Source organism: Roseovarius atlanticus, assembly GCF_019802205.1.
GTDB classification, from domain to species: Bacteria; Pseudomonadota; Alphaproteobacteria; order Rhodobacterales; family Rhodobacteraceae; genus Roseovarius; species Roseovarius atlanticus_A.
Window position 1 is genome coordinate 1,122,087 of the sequence record NZ_JAHVHQ010000003.1, and the last position, 20,765, is coordinate 1,142,851.

Sequence of the window (20,765 nt, forward strand, 5' to 3'; positions counted from 1 at the left end):
CCGGGGCGGGTGCGCTCGCCCCTGACGCAGCTCAGGCCGCAGGCAGAAACCGGGCGGTACATAAAGAGTGAGCCTGAGCGGCGAAACTTGTACCGGGGGGCCTTGTGCCCCCCGTTTTTCTTGTTTCCTCAGCGATGTAGCGTCCGTTCTTTCCAGACGCAGAAGCCAAGGTCACGCGGTTTCACCCGGGTCCGAGGCGGCATCAGATCCAGGTTCATTACCCGAGGCGAGCGCGTATGAGTGACGGGCTCTTACGGCGTGGCGCGTTGTACCATGCCGAAGAGGTCGCGCGGGTCGTCCGGGTCGGCCAGCAGGTCGAGGTCGAGAAAGCAATCCGTGCCGGGGATATGGTCACGGATGTAACGCAGGGCGCTGAAATCCTCGATGGCAAAGCCGACGCTGTCGAACAGCGTGATCTGCCGGTCGCTGGTGCGGCCCGGCGCGGCGCCGGTCAGGACCTGCCAGAACTCGGTGACCGGATGATCGGGGTCCATCTGCTGGATCTCGCCCTCGATCCGGGTCTGCTCGGGGTATTCCACGAAGATATCCGAGCGCGTCAGGATCGCCGGGGCCAGCTCCGTCTTGCCGGGGCAGTCGCCGCCGATGGCGTTGATATGCACGCCTTCGCCGATCATGTTGTCGGTCAGGATCGTGGCATATTGCTTGTCCGCCGTGCAGGTGGTGATGATCTGCGCGCCTTCCATGCTGTCCTCGGCGCTGTCGCATTCCACCACGTTCAGGCCCAGCCCCTTGAGGTTGCGCGCCGCTTTCCGCGTTGCGGCCTTGTCGATGTCCCACAGGCGCACCGTTTTCAGTCCCAGGATCGCCTTCATCGCAAGGCTCTGGAATTCCGATTGAGCGCCGTTGCCGATCATCGCCATGGTGTCCGCGCCCTTTGGCGCCAGATGCTTGGCCACCAGCGCCGAGGTGGCCGCGGTGCGCAGGGCGGTCAGCACCGTCATCTCGGTCAGCAGCACCGGGTATCCGGTGTCCACGTCCGCCAGAAGGCCGAAGGCGGTCACGGTCTGCAACCCGTCCTTGGTGTTCTTGGGGTGGCCGTTCACGTATTTGAAGCCATAGGCCTCGCCGTCCGAGGTGGGCATCAGCTCGATCACGCCCACATCCGAGTGGCTGGCGACGCGCGGTGTCTTATCGAACAGCTCCCACCGGGCGAAATCGGCCGCGATGTATTCGGCCAGCCCGGTCAGCATCTTCTCGATGCCGATCCGATGGACCAGACGCATCATGTTCTCGACGGAGACGAACGGCACGAGCGCCTTGTCGGAGGGGGCGAGGATGGGCATGTCAGGCTCCTTTGAAATCAGGCGAAGGCGCGGGTGGGACGGTCGAAGATGCGGCGGCCAAGCGCCGAGGCGGTCAGCTCCACCATCACCTGAGCCGTGCGGCCGCGCTCGTCGAGGAACGGGTTGAGCTCGACCAGATCGAGCGAGGTCATGAGGCCGCTGTCGCAGATCATCTCCATCACCAGATGCGCCTCGCGGATCGTGGCGCCGCCCGGCACGGTGGTGCCCACGGCGGGCGCGATGCCGGGGTCGAGGAAATCGACGTCGAAGGACACGTGCAGCGCGCCGCCTGCCGCCGCGACCGTGTCGAGGAAGGCGGCCAGGGGCCGGGCGATGCCCTGTTCGTCGATGCTGCGCATGTCGTGGCGATGCGCGGGGGTGGATTGCAGGAACTCGCGCTCATCGGGGTCGACCGAGCGCAGGCCGAGGAAACAGATGTTCTTGTAGGGGACCGGATTGGCGACCTCGGGGAACCCGTCGAACCCGTCGCGCCCGGTGGCGTAACCCAGCGGCGTGCCGTGCAGGTTGCCCGACTCGGTGCTTTGCGGCGTGTGGAAATCGGTATGCGCGTCCAGCCACAGCACGAATTGCGGGCGGTTCACGCGGGCCGCGTGGTTGGCCACGCCGATCACGCTGCCAAGCGACAGCGCATGATCGCCCCCCAAGAATATCGGCAGGCCGCTGTCCATCGCCTTCTCGGCGGAGGCGGCGATGCTTTCGGTCCAGCCGATGGTTTCCGCCGGCTGCACCAGGTGGCCGGGCAGGGAGGCGGGCGCGCTCGCCGGGGCAGGGGTCAGGTTGCCCCAGTCCTCTACCGTGTGGCCCAGTGAGGCCAGCGATGTCTCGATCCCCGCCACGCGAAGCGCGTCCGAGCCCATCAGGCAGCCGCGCCTTGCCTTGCCGCTGTCCACGGGGGCACCGATCAGAATGCAGTTGGTCTGGGTCATCGCACGGCTCCTTTTGGTGTTGGCCAGAATGTTGTTGCTAAAATGGTTGGAATGAAGCAGGTATTTTGTTCATACCGAAACCAATATCGGCAAAACGGAGGCTATGATCTGCAAAATGGATGCGGTGGATCAGAAACTGCTGTCGGCCCTCCGGCATGACGCCCGCGCGTCGCTGTCGGAACTGGCGATGACGCTTGGCGTGTCGCGCACCACGGTGCGCTCGCGGATCGACCGGCTGAAGGCCTCGGGCAAGATCGTGGGCTTCACCGTAGTGCTGAAAGAGGACACGATCCGCGATCCGGTGCGCGGCCTGATGATGCTGGGCATCGAGGGGCGCGGCACCGAGCGGATCGAGCGGCGTCTGCGCGGGCTGTCGGCGGTGCGGGCCTTGCACAGCACCAACGGCCGCTGGGACCTGATCGTCGAGATCGGGGCCGAAACGCTGGAGGACCTCGATGTCGTACTGGCCGAGATAAGGCGCTTCGAGGGCGTCGCGACGTCCGAGACGAGCCTGCTGCTCAGTACCAAGAAACAGGCGGGTTAAGCGGCCCGGCGCAGCGCCACCCCCCAGAACACCGCCAAGAGAAGCGAGGCCAGCATGTTCCAGCTGGCCATCGACAGGCCCAGCATTTGCCAGGCCACCTCGTCGCAGCGCACCAGCGGCGCGGACATGATCTGGTCCATCAACTCGTCGGTGCTCATGCCCGTGGTGCTGCCGGAGCTGCAGGACGAGGGGCCTTCCCACCAGCCGCGTTCGACGCCCGTGTGATAGAAGCCGATCGCGGCCGTGGTCAGCGCGGCCAGCAATCCCGCGCCCAGCAAGAGCCGCACCGCCCCGACACCCAGAGGCACCAGCAGCACCAGCGCCCCGAAAACGACCGCCGCGCCATGGGGCCAGCGCTGCCAGATGCACATCTTGCACGGCGCAAGCCCGCCCAGGTGCTGAAAGGCCAAAGCCCCCAGAAGCAGGGCCAGGGAGCCGGCGGCGGCGAGGATGACAAGGGAATTACGGGTCACGTTTGCCTCGAATGATTGGAAACGGGGGAATTAGACCGGCTGTGCGCGGCGGCGCAAGGGATCAAATTTCCGTGTCACAGCCCGATCCATCCCCTGATCAGGCTGACCAGCGTCGCCCCGGCGAAGAGCAGCGTGGCGATCCACGCGGTGCCCAGCACGGCGCCGATCAGCACCAGGATACCGTCGCGCTGCAACAGGCCCATCGCCACCACCACCACGGCAAAGCCCGGAACGGTGTTGGTGGCGGGCAGGGGTACCAGGATCGACGCGCTGAACAGCACCAGCGCGGCGCCGACGAAATGATCCATCGGCCTGCGGGTCAGAACCCCGAGGCGCGGCTTGCTCACCGCCTCGATCCGGCGCAGCCACGGGCCGGCGCGCTCGGCCAGCCGGCGCAGGCTGGCCGTGGCGACGCGGCGCGCGGCCAGCTTTCCCGGCAGCCAGGGCACCCGCCGCCCGAACATGATCTGGACCGAGACGAACATCAGCGGCAGGGCCACGATCTGCGGCACGCCATAGAGGAACGGGATGCAGCAGGGCAGGGCGAGGATCAGCAGGAAGAGCCCGAAGGCGCGTTCGTGCAACTGCTCCAGGATCCAGGCCAGCGAGACCTCGGCGCCCTCGGCGCGGGCGGTCAACTGGTCCAGCCGGTCCGAGATCGCAAGATCTTCCGGGGCGGTCTCGGTCATGCTCTGGGGTCCTTGGACAGAGAGGGGCGAAGGGGTCGTCGGCCCTGCGGTAGCAAATCGCATGGCCCGACGCCAGCGTCAGTTCTGCTATTGTCCTCGGGCGACGAGTTGGGTAGACGTTGGGTCCGTGCCCAAGTGGCGGAATGGTAGACGCAGGGGATTCAAAATCCCCCGGTAGTGATACCGTGCCGGTTCGAGTCCGGCCTTGGGTACCAATGACTTAGGCAATTTCTGGTTTGGTCGGGATTTCCGCGTTCACACTGTGCGTTCACAGCGTCACGTTTCGTTTTCGTTCCTAGCGGGGGAGCTACAGTTTCCAGAAAGCTCGAGAAACTTGAGCACATCAAAGATGTGATACGCTCAGACTAAGGGCTACTCTCCGCTAACTCCCAAGCGTTCAACCTCGACGATCACGCGATGAAGAGGGCGTTGCTTGAACATTCCTGCGATGCCTCCCTCACGACGCGCTCGGTCCAATTCCGTGCCGAAACCGCACATGCTGGGCTTTGGTAGATGCGTGGCCTGGCCCCCGAATACCTTCAGCTCGGCTGCAGCCCTAAGAAGGACAGTTGATCGCGGCAAAATCCGTTGATTGAACTAACGGATAATGTTCTTTAATGTCCGCGACTTGTCAGGCTCAGGCCGATAGGCGAGCATTTGGCACTGGATCAGAAGTGGCGGTTAGGCGTGAATTTCAACGAAGCAACGATCAGAGATAGTCTGGCGACGAATATTGAAATCCTTGAATCCGGTTTGAAATTAGTAAAAAAAGAAAAGTTCATCCCAAACCATTATGGGACGCGGGGTTTCATTGATCTAGTTGCCTACGATAGAAACGGAAGGGTCGTACTTATCGAGGTCAAGAAAACGAACCAAGCCGCACGAGAAGCCCCTCATGAAGTTCTCAAATATATCGAAGGGGTAAAACAACACTTACGCTTGAGAGAGGATGAAATACGGGTATTCGTTGCTTCGCCCACTTGGGTCGAGCTCCTTGTTCCATTTTCCTCACTCGTAAACAGGACGACATGCCACGTAGAAGGCTTCAACTTGGAGCTGTCATCGAGTGGGGAAGTTACAGGCAGTAAAATTATTACGCCTCTCGATCTTCGCGGCGATCGATTAATTGCTCCATGGCACGAGCTAAGATACTACATGGACGAAATTGACTGTAGAAATGCAATCGCCGAGTACGAAGTTGCGTGCCAGTCTAAAGGTATCGAGAGTTTCGTGATATTGGAACTCAGTCCTTCCGAAGGGCACGAAGAAGGAATAGCCTCCCCCAAGCAAGGAACCATGCGCAGCATGATTTCCATGATGGCCGACGGCAATCTAGCGCAAAACCAGCTCCCGACATACAAGAGAGCCCTGTACTTCGGCATGCAACAGCTAAGTGAGCAAGAATATACTCATCTCTTGCAGCAGAGCCCCCAAGACACCTCTGAAACCTTCGAATACATAGAGAATATGTCCGACGAAGAGGAGCGCCTATGTATTCTACATGAAGCTCTTCTCGATTTGCGTCCTCGCCCTTCATCAGAATTCTTTGAGATCGCATACCCGGCCAAGCTCTCATCAAGAATCCTCACCGATGACGGATGGAAAGTCGCCCAGTTCCATAGATACGGGGCATTCGATCGCAATCATGAAATTCTACCAGACGATCAAATACTAAAAGAACTGTCCGGAGAAGAGGGCTCTTCGAGTCAGGTGTTCAAGAAAAAATTCAATCCCTCCATTAAATCCCAAGTAGCTGAAGTCACGCGAGGAGTTGAAAGCTGCTTGTCGAACAATCCCGCGTGGAGGAGGCAGATTTCGGAGGTGCTTCGGGAAATCGTTGAGGCCGATGATGCGACCGAAGTGAACGTTCACTTGTTTCACCCCTCTACTGCTCTACTCACTTTCTACCTTGCGTTAAGGGTGGAGGACCCTTTGCAATACCTCCCGAACTATGCAATTACGCGAAAAGTCGAAGGCGAGGTTATTTTCATTTTTGGGTGCTTGATGTGGGACGGGTCCAGTTCGAGCCTTAAATCTGTTCTTAGGAAGCACTATGACTCCTCGAAATCGGAGATCCTCCATCCACTATTATGGGGCGGATATGACACCCGTGACCCTAAAGTAATGCAAACCATTGGGCTTCGATACAAAACGTTTAAAGCGCACATTTCTGGACGGAAAAGAAGTTATTACATACTGTCAGACGAAGGCTGGGAGCCTACTGAGCCGACTGACCCGATTAGCGGTGTCCGAAAATTGCTCAATGGAAATCCGAACCTCATCCATGAGATAATGGAGTTTTACTCTGAGCACTGGGACGGACAGATGGTTGTCCTCGACGGGCTGGAATAGACCTCAGTTTCACGCCGCTTCTCGGCGCTGCCTCGGACTCCCGAACTTTGCTGCACGCAGGTACAGAAGGCTGCTTTGGGGAGGCAGCACCGCTGCGATAGTCAACCCGACGAACCGCCGCAATGGGCCGGGAACTGGCCTCGAAGCTATCTCCGTCGCTAGTGCGCAGCCTTCGATAATGTGCGCTTCTTCGCCCGCTTTCGGTAGTACGCCACCATCTCGGCGCTCTGGCCTGTCACCGCCTGGATCTCGGCATCTGCGGCGCCGGCGAACACTTGCAGGCGGGCAGGGGCGCGGTGCCGCCCTGGCTGAAGGTGGAGCGACGCCGATGAAAGGTTCTTAGTGTGGCGCGGGAAACACCTAGACCGATCCGCCTCGCCCATGGATCTTTCGTCCTCAGCCGGATCGCCGCGGCGCTCTATTCTATCAGGGCGCCGGGGTTCATGATGTTGTTGGGGTCGATGGCCTGCTTGATCTGGCGCAGAAGGGCCATCTTGCTGGGACTTGCATGTTTCTGCAGGTCTTTCCGTTTCAGGCGTCCGATCCCGTGCTCGGCGCTGATCGAGCCGCCCAGCGCCAGCGTCGCCTCGTTGATCGCGCCCCGCACGCGGTTGGCGATGCCGGGGTGGGCCTGCAGGAAATCGGCCTTCGAAATGCCTTTCGGCGGAAACACGTTGTGGTGAATGTTCCCGTCGCCGATGTGACCGTAGCTGTTCGTCCGCAAGCCCTCGTGAACGCCGGCAATCGCCGCATGCGTTCCCGACACGAACGCGTCGATCTGGCCGATCGGCACCGCGGTGTCGCTGCTGCAGAACGCGCCGGTCTTGCGGTTGGCGTCGGGCGTATGCTCGCGCAGCGACCAGAGCGCGCTGCGCTGCGCCTCGGATTCGGCCATCACCACGTCGAGGACGAAACCCTTCTCGATGCAGTCCGCCAGCGCCGCCTCGGTCTCGTCCCGCACGCCCGGGTTCCCGGCGGCATCGATCAGCAGGTACCAGGGGTGGTCGTCGGCGAAGGGGTTTCTCAGCGTCGGGAAATGTTCGCACACGAGGCCCACGCCGAAGCCGCTCATCAATTCCATCCCGTTCATGCGGTTGCCGATGGCCGTGCGCAGCGTCCGCAGCACCCGCAAGGCATCCGCCGGCGAGGTGATGGCGCAAAAGGCCGTCACGGCCTCGGGGTCGAGCGGCTTCAGCGTCAGGCTGGCGGCGGTGATGATGCCAAGGGTGCCTTCGCTGCCGATCAGCAGGTGCCGCAGGTCATAGCCGGTGTTGTTCTTGCGCAGGGGGCTCAACTCTTCCAGAACGTCGCCCGACGGCATCACCGCCTCGATCCCCACGCAGAGGTCGCGGGCATTGCCGTGGCGCAGCACCTGGATGCCGCCCGCGTTCGTGGCCAGGTTTCCGCCGATGGTGCAACTGCCCTTCGAGGCCATGCTGAGCGGGAACATCAGGTCGTGCCGCTCGGCCTCGGCGTGGATGTTTTCCAGCACGCAGCCGGCCTCGGCCACCATCACGAAATCGTCCGGCGACACGCTGCGCACCCGGTTCATCCGCTCCAGCGACAGGATGATGGCCGCGTCGCTGTCCAGCGAAAGCTGCCCCGCGACCACGCCGGTGCCCCCGCCATAGGGGATGATCGCGATGCCGGCTTCGTTGCACAGCCGCACGATCTGCGACACCTGTTGGGTGGTCTCGGGCAGGACAACGACACAATCCTTGCCCGTAAAGCTGCCGCGCGGGTCTTCGTAATAGCGCGCGGCATCCGGGCCCGACTTGCAGCCGGTCTCCCCGACAATCGTCCTGATATCATTCAAAGTTCTGTCTTCCACGGTCTTGAATGCCACCAACTGCCCGATGCTCCTGTCGTCCGATCCACGTTCGGGCTCATTCTGTGGCAAACACGATCTTTAGCAAGGCAAGATAATTTACGAATATCTAAGCCATCTCTTTAGAAACCGTGTGCCCGCCATGGGCCTCGACCGTCCGGATCAGCTCGTCCAGGAAGCGCTCGACCAGCCGGTATTTCGAACAATCCGCCCGACTGAGGACGCCCAGCGTCCGCGACGGGGCCGTGGGCCCCAGCGACAGCTTGCGCAGGCTGCCGAAGATCGGGTCGGGCACGCAGAAATCCGGCCCGATCGACACGCCCAGGTCATGCGCCACCATGCTCGCGATCGTGTCGAGCGAGCTCATCTCCATCATGTCGCGCACCTTCAGCCTGCTTCGCGCCAGCCAGTCCTCGGCCATCACCCCGATGGCCGACAACGCGCTGTGCCGAATGAAGGGCCTGGCCGACAGGATGCGCTCTGGGTCGGTTTCGGTCACCTCCACCGAGGTCAGCAGCACCAGCTTTTCCACCGCGAAGGGCGTCCAGGTCATCGTGGCCGGCGTCCGGTTCGGCTCGCTGACCAGCGCGGCGTCGACGGTGCCGGTCTCGACCATCTCCTGCAAGGTCGGGCTCAACCCCGGCACCAGCCGGATGCGCAGGTCCGGATACTGCCCGATCAGCCCCTTCATCGCCTTGGGCACAAGCCCGCGCAGCGTCGACGGCACCGCCCCCAGAACGATATCCCCGATCAGGCGCGGATCGCCGGTCAGGTCGTCGAGAATCGTCTCGTAGGCGGCGACGACCTCCTTGGCCTTGGGCACCATGGCGCGCCCCAGCTGATTGAGGCGCGGGGATTTCTGCGAGCGGTCGAAGAGCGCCACGCCCAGCGTCTCCTCCAGGCGCTTCATCTGCTGGCCGACCGCCGCATGGGTGACGCAGACGCGGTCCGCGGCGGCGTTGAAACTGCCTTCCTCGGCGACGGCGATAAGGGTCTTGAACAGCGTGATCGACATGGCAGGGCGCTTTCACAACGGGATCAAAGGCACGATTTACTAAAGCAGACATTTACAAATGGGAAAAGATTGTTGGTTTGTTAAAGCTTCTCTTATCGCGCAAGATCATGAAACATGAACGTATCGAGGGGGAGGCCTGCGCGTGAGCATCGACGCAAAGATCGTCGCGGATCTGGTCAAGAACGACGTCAAACTGGTCACGACGGTCCCGTGCAAACAGCTTGCCGGGGTCATTGCCGAAATCGACCAATGCGAGGATATCCACCACATCCCCGCGAACAAGGAGGACGAAGGGATCGGCATCTGCGCCGGCGCCTTCATGGGCGGCAAGCGGCCCGCGATCATCATGCAGAACACCGCGCTTGGCGTGACGGTCAACACGCTGGTGACGCTGACGCAGTTCTACCGAATGCCGCTGCCCATGCTGATCTCCTATCGCGGAGAACTGGGCGAGCCGGTGGCCTGTCAGGTGGAAATGGCCGTGCACACCAAGGCGCTGCTGAATCAGCTTCACATCCCGACCTATCACTTCCATCATGAATCCGACGCCGAAGAACTGGACCGGATCCTGGAATACACCTTCATGTGCAACAAGCCGGTCGCGATCCTGACGGATGCCACCTTCTGGAAAGGGTACTGACATGATCCGATCTGACGTCCTGCGCACGCTGGTCCCGCTGATCTCGGACCATTTCGTCGTCTGCAACATCGGCCTGCCCAGCCAGGAATTGCACATGCTGGATGACCAGCCGACCAATTTCTACATGCTGGGCACCATGGGCCTGGCCTCGTCCATCGGGCTGGGCGTGGCGCTGGCGCAGTCGAAAAAGGTGATCTCGATCGACGGCGACGGCTCGGTGCTGACCAATTTCGGCACGCTGCCCACCATCGCCAACAACGTGGCCGACAATTTCATCCTGCTGATCATCGACAATGGCAGCTACGGCTCCACCGGCGACCAGCCGACCTATGCCGGCATGAAAACGTCGCTGGCAAAGGTGGCCGAGGCCTGCGGGTGCGAAAACGTCATCGAGTGCCAGGCCGAAGACTGCGCAGCCGTCATGAAAGACGCGCTGGACAGTGACAGGATGACCGTGATCGTGTGCAAATGCGAAAGCGGGAACATCCCCGTTTCGGTCATCAAGACCGATCCGGTCGTGATCCGCGACCGTTTCATGACCGCGTTGAAGGAGGCCAACGCGTAATCAAGGCGGCGAAAACGCCGACATAAAACAGCTCTGGGAGGAACACATGCTGAAAAGAACATTTCTGAAGATGGGCGCGGCCCTGGCCGTGACCGCATCGCTGGCCACCGGCGGCACCGCGGCCGAACTCAACGGGCCGGTCAACTATATCATCCCGTTCGGACCCGGCGGAGAATCCGACATTTCCGCGCGCTTCCAACAGCCGTTCTTCAAGGACAAGTTCGGCCAGGACATGGTGATCTCGTACCAGCCCGGCGGCGGCGGCGCGGTGGCTTGGGCCACGCTCAACGGTCTCAGCGACGATGGCCAGACGATCATGGGTGTGAACCTGCCCCATATCATCATCAAGCCGGCGCAAAAGGACGTGGGGTTCGCGACCGAAGACCTGAACGTCTTCCACATGTTCCACTTCACGCCCGACGCGATCATCGTGCGGGCCGACAGCCCCTACCAGACGCTGGAGGACCTGATCGAGGACGCCAAGGCGAACCCGGCGCAGGTCACCATGTCGGGCTCGGGCAAGGCCACGGCCAACCACCTGGCGCATATCAAGTTCGACAAGATGGCCGAAATCCAGACCACCTATGTGCCGTTCAAAGGCACCGGGGCCGCCGTGACCGCGCTTCTGGGCAACCAGGTCAAGGCCGAGTGGGGCTATTCCACCGTCGCCGCGACCCAAGGCGAAGAGGTGCGGATGCTGGCCGTCGCGATGGAGGAACGCCACCCGCTTTTCCCGGACGTGCCGACCTTCAAGGAACTGGGCTATGACATGGTGGGCGGCGCCTATCGCGGTATCGCCCTGCCGAATTCGGCCAGCGACGAGGTTACGCAGATGTGGTCCGACATGATCGCCGAGATCAACAACGACCCCGAGTTCCGTCAGCAGATGCTGGATAACGGCTTTGCGATGCTGGATGTCGAGGCGGACGGCATGGACGATTTCATGGCCGCGCGCAGCGAGGAATATCTCAGCGACGCGCGCGAAGCGGGCCTGATCGAATAAGCTGACCCGGCGCAAAGGCCCGACACATGGAATTCGGTCACTTCCTGTCCGCCCTGACACCGTTCAACCTCGTTCTGGCGTTGTTCGGTGTCGTGGCGGGCACGATTGTCGGCTCGATCCCGGGCCTTACCGCAACGATGGCGCTGGCCGTGCTGGTGCCGATCACGTTCAGCATGGATCCCGCCTCGGCGCTGATCCTCCTGGGCGCGATCTATACCGGCGCGATCTATGGCGGGGCCTATGCGGCGATCCTGCTCAATACGCCCGGCACGCCCTCGGCCATCGCCACCACGTTTGACGGCTACCCGATGGCGAAACGCGGCGATGGCGACCTTGCGGTTGCACTCGCCTGTTTCGCCTCGGTCGTCGGCGGGCTGGTGGGGGCGTTTTCGCTTCTGCTGCTGGCGCCGCCCCTGTCGAAGGTGGCGCTGGCCTTCGGGCCGATAGAATATTTCTGGCTGTCGATCTTTGGCCTGTCGCTGATCGCGTCGCTGTCCACCGGCAACCTGATGAAGGGGCTGGCGGGGGGTGCCTTCGGGATGCTGCTGTCGACGGTCGGCGTGGCAGAGGTTTCGGCCGATATACGTCTGACCTTCGGCAGCCAGATGCTGGTCGGCGGATTCGGCGTCATCGGCGCGCTGATCGGCCTGTACTGTATCCCGGTGCTGATCGACCTCGTGGCGACGCCCGACCGCCACCTCAAGGTGGAAGAGGACGTGCGCTCGGTCCGCATCGGCGAGGCCTTCCGCATCGCCGCGCGCTCCAAGATCAACCTGATCCGGTCGTCGGTCATCGGCACGCTGATCGGCATCCTGCCCGGCGCGGGCGGCTCGGTCGCGGGCCTCGTCGCCTATTCCGAGGCCAAGCGCACCGGCAAGCCCCACCAGAAATTCGGCGAGGGCGAGCCCGACGGCATCCTTGCAACGGAATCGGCCAACAACGCCACCGTGGGCGGCGGCTTCATCCCGACGCTGGTGCTGGGCATTCCCGGCACGCCGCCCGACGCCATCGTCCTGGGGGCGCTCCTGGTGCAGGGCGTGCGCACCGGGCCGACGATGTTCAGCCAAAGCGGCTCGATCGTCTTTACCTTCATCTATGGCCTGTTGATCGCCACGGTCCTGATGCTGCCCGCGGGCCTGCTGATCGGGCGCTACGCCTACAAGTCTATCGTAAACATCCCCAAGGCCGTGCTCGTACCGACGGTGGGGTTCATGACGATCATCGGCACCTTCTCGATCCGCAACAGCGTGACCGACGTGATCCTGATGCTGGGCCTCGGCGTCTTCGGCTGGGTCGTGGGGCGCTTCGGTTTCGCGGCCTCGCCCATCGTGCTGGGCCTGATCCTCGGCCCCATCGCCGAACAGGGCTTCGTGCAGGGCTGGACCATCGGCTCGGCCACGGGCAACCTCTTCGGCATGTTCTTCGGGCGGCCCATTTCGCAGGGGATCATCGCGTTCACGCTGATCACCCTCATCCTGCCGCTCTACACCGCACGCCGGCGCCGCAGGAAAGAACGGGAGCAGACCTGATGCCAGACCATCGACGCCACCCGGACGGCCACATCGGATCGCTGGTGATTTCCGCGCTCTTCGTGCTCATGGGGATCATCGCGCTTTACGACACCACCGGCTATTCCGACCGCGACAGCCAGGTGTTTCCCCGCACCGTCGCGATCTTGATGATCCTGACGGCCGGGCTGTCGCTGATCACGCGCTTTTTGCATCCCGGCGACAGCGGCGGCTTCGGCACCGGCACCTGGTGGCGCCGGGTCCTGCTGATCGTGGCCATGTTCGCCGGATGCCTTGCCATCCCGCATATCGGCTTTCTGGCCAGCGGCGCCATCGCCTTCGCGGGCGGGCTCATTGCGGCGATGCATGACAGGTGGACGCCGATGACGGCGGTGCTCTATGCCGGCAGCGGCGCGGCGGTGATGATCGCGTTCTTCGCTCTGTTCCGCTACGTGCTGCACGTTCCGCTGCCGTGACATCGGGTACCTGACAGAAATCGGCGCGACGCCACGCCCGCACAAGGAAGACGCCCATGAAAATCGTCGATATCCGGGAAGTGACCAAGCCGATCTCGTCGCCCATCCGCAACGCCTATATCGACTTCAGCAAGATGACGGCAAGCCTGGTGGCCGTCGTGACGGACGTGGTCCGGGACGGCCGCCGCGTGGTCGGCTACGGGTTCAATTCCAATGGCCGTTACGGGCAGGGCGGTCTCATCCGCGAACGCTTCCGCGACCGCATCCTCGATGCCGACCCCGCATCGCTCCTGAACGACGACGGCAGCAACCTGGACGCGCACAGGATCTGGGCGGCCATGATGCAGAACGAAAAGACCGGCGGCCACGGCGAACGCTCGGTCGCCGTCGGCACCATCGACATGGCCGTCTGGGACGCCATCGCCAAGATCGAGGAACAGCCCCTGTTCCGCCTGCTGGCAGGCGCCAAGGGGCGCGAGGCGAACCCCCGCGTCTTCGTCTACGCCGCCGGGGGCTACTACTATCCGGGCAAGGACGACACCGCGCTTTGCAATGAGATGCGCAGCTACGTCGACCGTGGCTACACCGTGGTGAAGATGAAGATCGGGGGCGCGTCCATCGACGAAGACCAGCGCCGGATCGAGGCGGTCCTGACCGAAATCGGCTCCGAGGCGCAGCTGGCGGTGGATGCCAACGGACGCTTCGATCTCGAAACCGCAATCGCCTATGCCAAGATGCTGCGGCAATACCCGCTCTTCTGGTTCGAGGAAATCGGCGATCCACTGGACTATCAGCTTCAGGCCGCGATGGCCGAATTCTATCCCGGTCCCATGGCAACGGGCGAAAACCTGTTCTCGCATCAGGACGCGCGCAACCTGATCCGCCATGGCGGAATGCGCCCCGACCGGGACTGGCTGCAATTCGACTGTGCGCTGTCATACGGGCTTGTCGAATACCTGCGCACGCTCGATGTCCTCGATGAACTCGGCTGGTCCCCGTCGCGCTGCATCCCGCATGGCGGCCACCAGATGTCTCTGAACATCGCGGCGGGGCTCGGTCTGGGCGGCAACGAAAGCTATCCCGATCTCTTCCAGCCCTACGGTGGCTTCCCGGACGGCGTGCAGGTCGAGGAGGGACACATCGTCATGCCCGAGCTGCCCGGTATCGGCTTCGAGGGCAAATCCGACCTGATCGACGTGATGCGCGCGCTGGCAGAGTGAACAATGTTGGCGGTGCAGGCGAAGACGTGCTTGCCTGCAGGAGTATGGATGCTAGCGCCGCTTCGGTCCCGGTTTTTCCGCCGACGCTCTTTTTAGCGCCGCCCGCGCGCGGTTCTTCTTGCTGCTGGGCTTGCCCTTGGGCGGCGGCGGACCCTTGCCCGCGTGCTTGGAGGCAGGTTTGCCACCGGCGTTGGCCTTCCTGGCCTTGCCTGCGTCGTCCGGCGTGTCCCTGGCGCCCCGCGCCCCGTGTCGGGGTTTACCCAAGGGGCCATGCACCGCCGGATCGGAGGTCTTCGTCTCGCGCCTTTGCGCCGGGGGTTTCGTGTCCTTGCGGTCCTCGGGCTTGGGTTTGCGGCGGCGGGGTTCGGGCGTGTCGTTCCAATCGACGGGCCGTGTGTCCCCCTTGAGCGGCCCCGGTTTGCCCTTGGACCGGCGCTCCGGCTTGCCGGGCCGGAAGGGCGGCAGATCCGGTGCCGCGTCGAGGCGACGAAGCTGTTTGTGTCCCTCGATCGTCATGCCCGGGCCGATCGCCTCCAGGAAATCGGGCACGCTGGCCTCGCGGATCTCGACATAGGACAGGTCATCGGCGACGCGGATCGCGCCGATATCGTCCTTGCTCAACCCGCCCGCCTTGCAGATCATCGGCAGCAGGTGCCGGGGCGAGGCCGCCTGGTTGCGCCCTTCGGACAGCGAGAACCAGACGCTGGGGCCGAACGCGGCGCGCGGTTTTGGCTTGTCGGGTTTGCCGGTGCCGACCGGGCTCAGGTCCTCGGGGGCGGAATGACGCAGCTTGTACTGGCGCAGGTAGGCGGCGGCGATCTGCTCGGGCGTGAAGCGTTCCAGCAGTTGATCGACCGACCCGCGCTCGCCCTCGGTGATCTCGGCCTGCCAGTCGTCGGCCTCCAGCATGCGCGCCTGATCCTGCGCATCCACCTCCGCCGCCGAGGGCGCGGCGGTCCATTCGGCGGTCAGCTTGGCGAATTTCAGGATGCGCTCCGCCTTCTTGCGGGCCGAGGGCACGACGATTAGCGCACTGACCCCCTTGCGCCCCGCGCGGCCGGTGCGGCCCGAGCGGTGCAGAAGTGTCTCATGGCTGCTGGGCAGTTCGGCATGGACCACAAGGTCCAGCTTGGGCAGGTCGATGCCCCGGGCGGCGACGTCCGTGGCCACGCAGACCCGCGCGCGCCCGTCGCGCATGGCCTGCAGCGCGTTCGACCGTTCGCTCTGGGTCAACTCCCCCGACAAGGCCACGACCGGGAACCCCCGGTTCGACAGCCGCGTCGTCATCCGCGCGACCATGGCCCGCGTGTTGCAAAAGACGATGGCGTTGGGGGCCTCGTAATAGCGCAGGACGTTGATCACCGCGTTCTCGTTGTCATGCGCCGCCACGGTCATCGCGCGGTAGGCGATATCCGAATGCTGCGCCCGCGCGCCAACGGTCGAGATCCGCTCGGCCTCCCGCTGGTAGCTTTGCGCCAGCCTGGCGATGGCACTGGGCACAGTGGCCGAGAACATGAGCGTCTGACGCGCCTCCGGCGTCTGTTCCAGTATGAACTCCAGGTCCTCGCGAAAGCCGAGGTCCAGCATCTCGTCCGCCTCGTCCAGCACCGCGGCCCGCACCGCCGAGAGGTCGATCGACCCGCGCATGATGTGATCCCGCAGCCGCCCCGGCGTGGCCACGACGATATGCGCGCCGCGCGCCAGCGCCCGCCGCTCGTCCCGCATGTCCATGCCGCCCACGCAGGAGGCCAGCACCGCGCCCGCATCGGCATAAAGCCAGGCAAGCTCTCGCTTGACCTGCATGGCAAGCTCGCGGGTGGGCGCCACGATCAGCGCCAGCGGGGCCTCGGCCTGACCGAATGTGTCCGCGTCGTCCAGCAGGGTGGAGGCAATCGCCAGCCCGAATCCGATCGTTTTGCCGGATCCGGTCTGTGCCGACACCAGCAGGTCGCGGCCCTCCAGCTCCGGTTGGGTCACGGCCTGCTGGACAGGGGTCAGGACGTCATAGCCCTTACGGGCCAGCGCATTCGCAAGGGTGTGTTTCAAGAGTTCTATGCTTTTCTTGGGAAAGAGGTGTGGGCCGAGCGGCATTCAGGCCGTCGGCAAGTGCCGGGCATTATTCGCTTGGGCCGCCTTTGTACAGGCACTAATCAGCTTTTCTGAATAACTTTGTTCAGTGACGCACCGATAGACGTACGTAACGCGGTTTGGCACACGCGCCGACCCACGCACGAATTTGTCACCGGCGACCGGCCTTGTATGCCGATGGTTTCACTGATTGATGTGTAGTTTTCGGTTACGGCCTGTAGAAAGGCCGAGGTTTTGGCCGCCCCAATCCAGGGGCCGCCAATATGACGCGGGTCGCTTATTTCGACTCGTCTTCGTCGCGGAACATGCCGGCCATGTCCATTTCGGGGTTGTTTGCGCATTCTTCCCTCAGCACGACCATCAATTCCTCGTCCGAGCCGGTTGCGGCGGCGCGGGCAGCGGCGCGGCCGCCATTGTCATCGTCAGGGTCGCCAAGTTCCGCGGTGGCGCTCGACGAATCCGTGTCTGCGCCTTCATCGGCACCGACCGCTTCGTCGCGGATATTCTCGCGGCCACCCATGGTTTCGAGTGCTTCCATCTGACCGGCCTCATCCATCTCGTTGAACTCCGCGCACTGCATCGCGTAGGCAGGCTGTGAAAGAGCAACGACAAGGCCGAGGACCGAGCTGGTTTTCAAGAACGTACTGTTAAGGGTCATGTAAAACTCCCGCTTTCAGGTCTAACCGCCCCATGCACCATGCACTCAAAACGTAAACCTCCAGCATCTGAACGCGCCATGGCGTGAACATGTTCCGGCCACAGACCGAAAACCCAAAATGCGCGATGCGGCTCGTGCGGTGTCTCGAACGATCCGACCGCCTCATTCTGGTGAAAGTTCGCGACGAGTCGTCCAAGGTGTGTTTCGAGCCTCGGCGCGCCGCCGGCAACAGCCGCCAGGTGCCGTCGCTTTTTGCGGGCCGAAGGACGGCCCGCGCTGGCATCTCGGGTCCCGAACTTGTAGGTCTGGACTGTTGCTTGCATCTACGCGGAAAGGCCGGGGCAGTGGAAGCCGAGTGCATGATCATCCACCTTGCGCGCGCCGAGGCGCGTTTGCCGCAGGTCGAAGCCATGATGCAGGCTGTCCCGCTTGCGTGCCACGTCGTCAGCGCCGTCGACGGGCAGCAGATGAGCGAGGCCCACGCCGACGCCTATCGCCGCAAACTGATGCGGCCGACCTATCCCTTCACGATGCGCCCCTCAGAGATCGCCGCCTTTCACAGCCACCGCGCGTGCTGGCAGAAGATCCTCGATGACGATCTGGAGGCCGCGCTTGTCCTCGAAGACGACCTGCACCTTCAGGAGGATGTTTTTCCCAGGGCTCTGGACCTCGCCCTGGCCAACATCCAGCCCGGGGATTTCATCCGTTTCCCCATAAAGCTGCGCGAGGAGCGGACAGAGGAAATCGCCACGTCGGACGAGATCGGGCTGCACGTCCACGACCGGATCGCGCTTGGCATGGTCGCTCAACTGGTCACGCGCGATGCGGCCCGCGCGCTGCTCGCCGCGTCCGAACGGTTTGACAGGCCGGTGGACAATTTCCTGCAGATGCAATGGGTGCACAACGTCCGCGTGGCGACGGTATGGCCCTCCGGCGTGCGCGAGATTTCTGCCGAGCTTGGCGGCAGCATGATCGGCCGCAAGGAGGGCCTGTTGCAAAAACTGCGCCGTGAGATCCTGCGGCCGCTTTACCGGCACAGGATCCGTGCCCTGGCAAGACAGCACTCGCATGCCTCGAAATGATGCCGAAGCGCGCGTGACGATTGTCACGGTCGCCTATAACAGCACCGAGGTCCTGCCCGACATGCTGGCCTCCGTGCCGCCCGCGACGCCCGTGGTCATCGTGGACAACGCGTCGGAGGACCGCGCGGAGGTGCACCGCGTCGTGGCGGCGCGGCGCGGGCCGACACGGCTTGTCGAGAATGCGCGGAACCTGGGCTTTGGCAGCGCCTGCAACCGGGGCGCCGACGGCGCCGACACCGAATTCCTTCTGTTTCTCAACCCCGACACGGCGCTGTGTTCCGACACGCTGCAACAGCTCGTCGATGCGGCGGAGCGGCATCCCGATGCGGCTGGGTTCAACCCCCGGATCCTGGACGGAGAGGGCAGGGCGGTCGTCAAACGCCGCAGCGACCTTGTGGATCGCGCCGAATGGCTGCCCAAGCGGGAACTGACCGGGGACACGGTCGTCCCGGTCCTCTCCGGCGCCGCGCTTTTCGTGCGCCGGGCCGCGTTCGAGGCGATCGGCGGGTTCGACCCCGCGATCTTCCTGTTCTTCGAGGATGACGACCTTAGCCTGCGCCTGTCCCGATCCCAGGGCCGGCTGGTCTATGTGGCTGACGCCGCGGTGCACCACGCCGGGGGCGCCTCCTCGGGCGGGTCGGTGACAAGCGAGCGCATCAAGAACTGGCACTGGGGGTATTCCCAGATCTACACCGCGCGCAAACACGGGCTGCGCGCCAATTGCGCCGCGGCGGTGCTGAAGACGGCGCTGCGCACCCTGTCACCGGCAACCATCGTCTCGGCGCGGCGCAGGCGGAAATACTCCGCGCGCTTTGCCGGGATGATCGCGGCGCTGCGCCAAACCGGCGGCTAAGCCGGCCGTCTCAGGCGAGGTCCACGACCTGCCGGATGACATACTCGGTCTGCGCGTCGGTCTGGCCGGGGCACATGGGCAGGCTGATGACCTCTCTCGCCAGCCGCTCTGCCACGGGGAATGCGCCCCGGGGATGGCCCAAGTCGGCATAGGCCTTTTGCAGGTGGGGCGGGATGGGATAGTGGATCACGGTCCCGATGCCGGTCTCGGAAAGGCGCGCCTGAAACCGATCCCTGTCGGGATGGCGCAGCACGTAAAGGTGCCAGACCGGCTCGGCCCAGTTGGGCACGTAGGGCACGTGCAGCCCGGCGCGGGAAAAGGCATCGGAATAGTCGCGCGCGATGGCGCGGCGACGCTCTGTCCAGTCGTCCAGAACCCGCAGCTTGACCGCCAGCACGGCGGCCTGAAGGGGATCGAGACGACTGTTGAAGCCACGGATGTCGTTTTCGTATTTCCGTTCCGAGCCGTAATTCCGCAGCAACCTGACGCTCTGCGCCACGTCGTCGTCCGATGTGGTCAGCGCCCCGGCATCGCCCAGCGCGCCCAGGTTCTTGGTGGGATAAAAGCTCCACGCCGCGGTGCCGTCGCTGCCCACACGGCGCGACTTGTAGCGCGCGCCATGCGCCTGGGCCGCGTCCTCCAGCACCTTCAGCCCGTGGGTTTCGGCCACCGCGTTCAGCGCGTCCATGTCGGCCGGCTGACCGTAGAGATGCACCGGCAGGATGGCCCTGGTGCGCCCGGTGACCGCAGCGGCAACGGCGTCGGGGTCGATGTTGTGCGTGTCCTCGACGGGGTCCACCGGCACCGGCACCGCGCCGCATTGACTGACGGCAAGCCAGGTCGCGATATAGGTGTTCGACGGCACGATCACCTCGTCGCCCGGCCCGATGCCCAGCGCGCGAAGCCCAAGGTGCAGCGCATCCAGACCGTTGGCCGTCCCGATGCAGGCGCCGGCACCGACATAGGCCGCGAAGGCGTCTTCGAAACGCTCCAGCTCGGGGCCCATGACATAGCTGCCGGACTGCGCGACCCGCAGCAATTCGCGGTCGAGCTCCGCCTGGATGCCCGCGCGGGCCGCCGCCAGATCGAGGAAGGGGACGTTCACGCCGCCCCCACCGCTCTGAGAAATTCGTCGCGGTCGCGGATGTAATCGTCTTCGTCATAGGGGCCCGACGCCAGAACCATGCAGACCGAGCCGGACGAGAAATTGTCCAAGTAGCGCCACATCATCGGGCAGACGTAGATTCCGTAATAGGGACGGTTCAGCTGGAACCGTTTCTGTTCGAACCCGTCATCCAGAAGCAGATCGAAACTGCCCGACATCGAGATCACGAACTGGTGCAGGTCCTTGTGCGCATGCTCGCCCCGGTCGGCGCCGCCGGGCACGTCGTAAAGATAGTAGACCCGCTTGATATCGAACGGGATGTGATTGTGCCCCTCGACGAAGGTCAGGTTGCCTCGCGCGTCCGAAACCTTGGGTAAATCTATTAGGCGACAGTCACTTAGCGGCAAGGGATTAC

The 20,765-nt window shown here is 63.5% G+C and carries 20 protein-coding genes and 1 tRNA gene; 11 read left to right on the plus strand and 10 right to left on the minus strand.

Features of this window, described 5'->3' with window-relative positions:
• Positions 1-251 precede the first annotated feature (251 nt).
• Together KUV49_RS11405 and rocF are read right to left on the minus strand one after the other, a co-directional pair.
• A complete protein-coding gene (locus KUV49_RS11405) occupies positions 252-1,304 on the minus strand; it encodes an ornithine cyclodeaminase (protein WP_222450053.1) in 1,053 nt (350 codons plus the stop codon).
• Between the two features lie 17 nt (positions 1,305-1,321).
• Positions 1,322-2,251, minus strand: coding sequence for an arginase (gene rocF, locus KUV49_RS11410; protein WP_222450054.1), 930 nt, complete (start codon positions 2,249-2,251; stop codon positions 1,322-1,324).
• Between the two features lie 115 nt (positions 2,252-2,366).
• Here rocF and KUV49_RS11415 point away from each other — a divergent pair, with 115 nt between their 5' ends.
• Positions 2,367-2,795, plus strand: coding sequence for an Lrp/AsnC family transcriptional regulator (locus tag KUV49_RS11415; protein ID WP_222450974.1), 429 nt, complete (start codon positions 2,367-2,369; stop codon positions 2,793-2,795).
• Here the strand turns inward: KUV49_RS11415 and KUV49_RS11420 are convergent.
• Both KUV49_RS11420 and KUV49_RS11425 read right to left on the minus strand, forming a co-directional pair.
• Positions 2,792-3,268 (minus strand): disulfide bond formation protein B, encoded by a 477-nt coding sequence (locus KUV49_RS11420; protein ID WP_222450055.1) that lies wholly within the window; start codon positions 3,266-3,268, stop codon positions 2,792-2,794. The genes KUV49_RS11415 and KUV49_RS11420 overlap by 4 nt on opposite strands.
• Before the next feature lie 74 nt (positions 3,269-3,342).
• Entirely contained in the window at positions 3,343-3,957 is a 615-nt protein-coding gene (locus KUV49_RS11425; protein ID WP_222450056.1) for an exopolysaccharide biosynthesis protein, read from the minus strand.
• A 129-nt stretch (positions 3,958-4,086) separates the two neighbouring features.
• Here KUV49_RS11425 and KUV49_RS11430 point away from each other — a divergent pair.
• Positions 4,087-4,172 (plus strand) — tRNA-Leu (locus KUV49_RS11430).
• Positions 4,173-4,644: 472 nt separating this feature from the next.
• Complete coding sequence (locus KUV49_RS11435) at positions 4,645-6,309, plus strand: endonuclease NucS domain-containing protein (protein WP_222450057.1); 1,665 nt, start codon at positions 4,645-4,647, stop codon at positions 6,307-6,309.
• A gap of 418 nt (positions 6,310-6,727) precedes the next feature.
• Here the strand turns inward: KUV49_RS11435 and KUV49_RS11440 are convergent, their stop codons facing one another.
• Together KUV49_RS11440 and KUV49_RS11445 are read right to left on the minus strand one after the other, a co-directional pair.
• On the minus strand, positions 6,728-8,155 hold the full coding sequence (locus KUV49_RS11440) for an FAD-binding oxidoreductase (RefSeq protein WP_315899503.1): 1,428 nt from the start codon (positions 8,153-8,155) through the stop codon (positions 6,728-6,730).
• Positions 8,156-8,246: 91 nt separating this feature from the next.
• Positions 8,247-9,152, minus strand: a complete 906-nt coding sequence (locus KUV49_RS11445) for a LysR family transcriptional regulator (protein ID WP_222450058.1) — start codon at positions 9,150-9,152, stop codon at positions 8,247-8,249.
• Positions 9,153-9,294: 142 nt separating this feature from the next.
• On the opposite strand from KUV49_RS11445, the gene comD reads away from it, so the two are divergent.
• Genes comD through KUV49_RS11475 form a run of 6 tightly spaced genes read left to right on the plus strand, consistent with a single transcriptional unit; the run spans position 9,295 to position 14,564 of the window.
• On the plus strand, positions 9,295-9,792 hold the full coding sequence (gene comD, locus KUV49_RS11450; RefSeq protein WP_222450059.1) for a sulfopyruvate decarboxylase subunit alpha: 498 nt from the start codon (positions 9,295-9,297) through the stop codon (positions 9,790-9,792).
• A gap of 1 nt (position 9,793) precedes the next feature.
• Positions 9,794-10,357 (plus strand): sulfopyruvate decarboxylase subunit beta, encoded by a 564-nt coding sequence (comE, locus tag KUV49_RS11455; RefSeq protein ID WP_222450060.1) that lies wholly within the window; start codon positions 9,794-9,796, stop codon positions 10,355-10,357.
• 46 nt (positions 10,358-10,403) lie between these two features.
• Positions 10,404-11,360, plus strand: coding sequence for a tripartite tricarboxylate transporter substrate binding protein (locus tag KUV49_RS11460; protein WP_261391169.1), 957 nt, complete (start codon positions 10,404-10,406; stop codon positions 11,358-11,360).
• Between the two features lie 26 nt (positions 11,361-11,386).
• Positions 11,387-12,889 (plus strand): tripartite tricarboxylate transporter permease, encoded by a 1,503-nt coding sequence (locus KUV49_RS11465; protein ID WP_222450061.1) that lies wholly within the window; start codon positions 11,387-11,389, stop codon positions 12,887-12,889.
• A complete protein-coding gene (locus KUV49_RS11470; RefSeq protein ID WP_222450062.1) occupies positions 12,889-13,344 on the plus strand; it encodes a tripartite tricarboxylate transporter TctB family protein in 456 nt (151 codons plus the stop codon). Before KUV49_RS11465 ends, KUV49_RS11470 begins: the two co-directional genes overlap by 1 nt.
• A gap of 56 nt (positions 13,345-13,400) precedes the next feature.
• Positions 13,401-14,564 (plus strand): mandelate racemase/muconate lactonizing enzyme family protein, encoded by a 1,164-nt coding sequence (locus tag KUV49_RS11475; RefSeq protein WP_222450063.1) that lies wholly within the window; start codon positions 13,401-13,403, stop codon positions 14,562-14,564.
• A 51-nt stretch (positions 14,565-14,615) separates the two neighbouring features.
• On the opposite strand, the gene KUV49_RS11480 is transcribed toward KUV49_RS11475, so the two are convergent.
• Both KUV49_RS11480 and KUV49_RS11485 read right to left on the minus strand, forming a co-directional pair.
• Entirely contained in the window at positions 14,616-16,610 is a 1,995-nt protein-coding gene (locus KUV49_RS11480; RefSeq protein ID WP_261391170.1) for a DEAD/DEAH box helicase, read from the minus strand.
• Positions 16,611-16,929: 319 nt separating this feature from the next.
• Positions 16,930-17,310: a hypothetical protein gene (locus KUV49_RS11485; RefSeq protein ID WP_222450065.1), complete on the minus strand. Its 381-nt coding sequence runs from the start codon at positions 17,308-17,310 to the stop codon at positions 16,930-16,932.
• A gap of 359 nt (positions 17,311-17,669) precedes the next feature.
• On the opposite strand from KUV49_RS11485, the gene KUV49_RS11490 reads away from it, so the two are divergent.
• Positions 17,670-18,392: a glycosyltransferase family 25 protein gene (locus KUV49_RS11490; protein WP_222450066.1), complete on the plus strand. Its 723-nt coding sequence runs from the start codon at positions 17,670-17,672 to the stop codon at positions 18,390-18,392.
• A gap of 13 nt (positions 18,393-18,405) precedes the next feature.
• Complete coding sequence (locus KUV49_RS11495; protein WP_222450067.1) at positions 18,406-19,245, plus strand: glycosyltransferase family 2 protein; 840 nt, start codon at positions 18,406-18,408, stop codon at positions 19,243-19,245.
• A 10-nt stretch (positions 19,246-19,255) separates the two neighbouring features.
• Here the strand turns inward: KUV49_RS11495 and KUV49_RS11500 are convergent, their stop codons facing one another.
• Both KUV49_RS11500 and KUV49_RS11505 read right to left on the minus strand, forming a co-directional pair.
• Positions 19,256-20,350 carry a DegT/DnrJ/EryC1/StrS family aminotransferase gene (locus KUV49_RS11500; RefSeq protein WP_222450068.1) on the minus strand — a complete coding sequence of 365 codons (1,095 nt, stop codon included), beginning with the start codon at positions 20,348-20,350 and terminating at the stop codon, positions 19,256-19,258.
• Entirely contained in the window at positions 20,347-20,757 is a 411-nt protein-coding gene (locus KUV49_RS11505) for a sugar 3,4-ketoisomerase (protein WP_152492272.1), read from the minus strand. The genes KUV49_RS11500 and KUV49_RS11505 overlap by 4 nt, the downstream gene beginning before the upstream one ends.
• Between the last annotated feature and the right edge of the window lie 8 nt (positions 20,758-20,765).